3 protein-coding genes are annotated in these 3990 nt (G+C 63.3%); all 3 read right to left on the reverse strand.

Features of this window, described 5'->3' with window-relative positions:
* Positions 1 to 916: 916 nt before the first annotated feature.
* Positions 917 to 1636: a TetR/AcrR family transcriptional regulator gene (locus AC2VOU_RS06110; RefSeq protein WP_486956566.1), complete on the reverse strand. Its 720-nt coding sequence runs from the start codon at positions 1634 to 1636 to the stop codon at positions 917 to 919.
* 127 nt (positions 1637 to 1763) lie between these two features.
* Entirely contained in the window at positions 1764 to 3074 is a 1311-nt protein-coding gene (locus AC2VOU_RS06115) for a lipase family protein (RefSeq protein WP_486956568.1), read from the reverse strand.
* A gap of 160 nt (positions 3075 to 3234) precedes the next feature.
* Positions 3235 to 3990: AMP-binding enzyme (locus AC2VOU_RS06120; RefSeq protein ID WP_486956567.1), on the reverse strand; the 756-nt coding region annotated here is incomplete at its 5' end.

A 3990-nucleotide genomic window follows, 5' to 3' on the forward strand; every position in this document is an offset into this window, starting at 1 on the left:
GATCAGATGACAAACCACCCGCAACAGGATCGCCATTTGATCTGAGGCACCGCAGGTCAGACGCCCGCACCTGCCTCAGATAGAACGACAACGGACAGCGTGACAGCACGTGCGCGCCGGCCACCGTTCCAAAGGAGCACGGGCACCACCTGGCGGGTGACGACGAAAGGATCAAACAGCCGGCTACGAGGCCGGGATTCGCCGCGATGATCTGGGCGCCCTAGTAAGCAGCCGATACGCCGCGATGACGTTATGGAAGGTCAATCCTACTGCCTGCCAGCATATTGCGCATATTTCATGGATAATCGTCATTATCCACGAAAAATGTCGCCGTTTTCATCTGATGAATCAGCCGGTTGCTGTCGCGCGTCGGCGTGACTATCGGTCGTGTTCACCGAATGCTGCTGTTGGTCGGCAATGTTCGGGTTGACGGCAGAGTTTGAGACGGATGGGTCGTCGGACCCAGAACGTGTGACATCGAAGGTCAGATCCACCGCGCCGCCGACCCTGTGGCCATGGGGACCATCGTGACAATCCTCTGCGGGGCAGACCGACCCGAAAGCATCCGGAAACGCTCCCCGCGTTCGCGCCCTGCTGATCGGCCTGGCGAGTGAGGACGTCCCGCGCAGCCAGTCGACGCCGCCGGCCAGAGCAGTCAGATCTCACATCTGCACAGCCTCCTCGAGCACAACGGCCTGCCCCCGCCACGCGACGAACTCCCTTGCTCGTTTCCAGGCCTGGCCGAACTCAAAACTTCGACACGATCTGCGAGCCAGCCGTTCGATGTCCACATGGAGCAATTCGCCACTCGGCATCACCTACACCGGCTGCGCCGAACGTCTGCTTCGGGCCGAAGCTGCTATGGACCAACACATTCGGCCCGACAAGAGATTATCGAGACAATCAAATTCCTCAGCTAGTGGTCCGTCTGCGTACTGATCTGGCTAATGCTGGCGCGGCCGCCGTGTAATCTCGCAACGATGTCGGCGGCGGTGGCCCTCCACGCCCTGGGCCTACGGTGGCTGACGCGATGGTTCCCGTCGTTCGGCTCCGGCTGCAGTGTGCTGGGGTACCCGAGAGCGCAGCCGAACGCACGTAGACACGTGTCGGTGAGCTCGGCTCCCCTGATCTCCCGCGACTGCGCCCATCTCACGCAGGCGCCGCGAACAAACGCCAACCAACCCTCGACGGCGATCTCGGTGACGTCGCGGCGACGTCCTTCGGAGACAAGCTTATCGATCAGGCGCTGGCCGATGACATTGAGCTCCTCAGTGATGATCGCTTGTATCGCCGGGTCGTCCGATAGCGCGCCACGATTGAGCGTGACTGCCTCGAAGGGATGGTCGGCAAAATATTGGATGTGGGCCTCAAGACCGTTGGCAAGCTGATCGGCCAGCGGCAACTTGGGATCCGGACTGGTCCGTGCCAGCAGCCGGTCACTCGCTCGCTTGAATATCGCGACGTAAAGGTCGCGCTTGCTCGCAAAGTAGTGATAAAACAGCGCTCTCGACACGCCTGCGCGCCCGACGATGTCTTCGACAAAGACATCGTCATACGGCTTCTCCGCGAACATCGCGGCTCCGACGTCGAGCAACTGTTCCCGTCGCTGTTGCGGCGCAAGCCGCCGTCCTGTCATACGACACCTTCCGCCAGATCAAAACGCAGACGGGCCACTAGTTGCATGAAAAATCCTCACCACACCGCGGCGAGCTGCCGACAGCAAGACCAAAGAGGGCAGGGGGCGACCGATCAGATGGCGAACCTCACTGGATGTTCGGCACTTCTGTGCAGTTGGGAGTGGTGGGCAGGCCGTTGAACCGATCCGCAACCCACGCCATGGATCTTTCACCGTCAACCCACCAGGGCAGCACGTGGTTGAAGATCGCCATCTTTTCGAAAAATGGCGTCTGGTAATTAGTCCACAGCTGTACATCGGCGCCTTTGTCGCACCAGTCCTGTGCCAGCTGGCGAACTCCCCCCCAGGGCATGAAAGGGTCCCAGCGATTGGAAGCCAGGAAGACCGGCACAGCCGGTTTTCTGGTGCCTAGCCGTTGCGCCGCCAGGACAGTATGAACAGGGTCGGAGGCGAACAGCTGGTAGGGGTCGGTGTTGAAATAGCCGGCGAGGTGGCGGAAGCCGAAGTCCCACAGCCCTTCAACGAGGCACATGTTCGCCGAGCGGCTGACTAATTCCTGGCCTCGAGGTGTGAGCGTGGGCGCCAGCAAGGGCGCGGCCTCCGGATAGGCGGCCAACACGCCGTTGAGCACCCATCCCAGCGCCACCATGAAGACGTTGCCATCGATGAAGGGAGGAAGCAGCGTTGGGTCCGCAGCCGGGGCGCCGCTCCATGCGCCGACGACGTTCAGGTCGGGGGCGTAGCTGTCGGCTATTTCGGCCGCGTCCGCGGAGGCCTGCCCACCGTTGGCCGACCAGCCCCACAGCGCCACCGGCGAGTGGGGGTTCAGTGATGTGCCGGGTAGTTGCAGTGCCGCTCGTGCGGCGTCGAGCAGGGGTGGTCCGGCCGCGTCGCGGATCAGGAACGGCACCGGGCCTGGAGTGCCTACTCCCGTGCCGTCGGAGACCACGACGCCATAGCCGCGGGCGACCATGGTGGCCAGGAAGCCCTCGTCTAGGTTGAGCATTAGATCCTGGCCCGATGAGAAGTGGACGCCCTGGTCGAGCAGTCGCGATTCTGCGCAGTGGTCTCCCAGGCCCAACGGTGAGGCAGCGTAGGCGATCAGTGGACGAGGACCGGGCCCCGGCCACGGATCATTGGGTTCGAGGTAGGTTCCGGTCTCCGCGACCGGATTGTGTCGCGCGTCGGTGCTGACATACATGATGCGGGTGGCGTGTGCGACCCAAGTCCCAAGCTGGCCGGATGGCTCGAGCCTGATGCCGTTCTGTGCCTCGGATCGGATTAGTTCGCCTGGTGTGCCAGGGAGCGGGTCCGGCGGGGTGTAAAACGCGTGGTAACTAGATTGGTCAGACCAGCAGTTAGGGTCCGGCTCCGGGCAATGTTCTTGGAACGCCGGATCTGCGGGGTCGGCATGGGCGTTCGGGGCGATGCTAAGCATCGGCACCGTTAAGAGCGCCGCTACGATCCGCAGCCCTCTTTTGAGTCGAGCCGCCCCGGCCCCCCGAGCGGGGCGGCCCAGCACCTGGACTCGGGTTGTCAACTTCGGCATGCGCATGCCCCTCTGTGAATCGCGCGTGCACCTCGCCATCAAAAATCTCCTATCTGCTCGCGCGAATCGCTTCGAAAACGCCGGGGTCGACCAGCGTTGACGTGTCGCCGAGATCACGACCTTCGGCCACGTCGCGCAACAGGCGCCGCATGATCTTGCCGCTGCGCGTCTTGGGTAGTTCAGGGACCACGTGGATCTCTCGTGGCTTGGCGATCGGGGAGATCTCGCGCGCCACCTCGGCGCGCAGATCTTCGACCAGGTCCGCGCCTCGGTTCTTGGCGTGGGATTGGAGGATCACGAACGCGATGACGGCCTGACCGGTGGTCGCATCGGAGGCGCCGACTACTGCCGCCTCGGCGACATGCGAGTGTCCGACGAGCGCGGACTCCACCTCGGCGGTGGAAATTCGATGTCCCGACACGTTCATCACGTCGTCGATGCGGCCGAGCACCCAGATGTTGCCGTTATCGTCGTAGCGCGCGCCGTCGCCGGCGAAATACCAGCCCCGCTCGGCGAACCGCGACCAATAAGTCTCACGGTATCGCTCCGGATCGCCCCAGATCCCTCGCAGCATCGCTGGCCACGGTTCGTCGACGACGAGATATCCCTGCGCATGCTCACCGAATTCGTGGCTGCGTTCGACGGTGTTGCCTTGGTCGTCGACAACGCGTGCGGAGATGCCGGGTAGCGGTCGGGTGGCCGATCCGGGAACCGCGACGGTCACGCCGGGGAGTGGGGAGATCATCGCGGCGCCGGTTTCGGTCTGCCACCAGGTGTCGACAATCGGCGTCGCATCCGCACCGAT

Source organism: Mycobacterium sp. TH-M25, assembly GCF_057473665.1.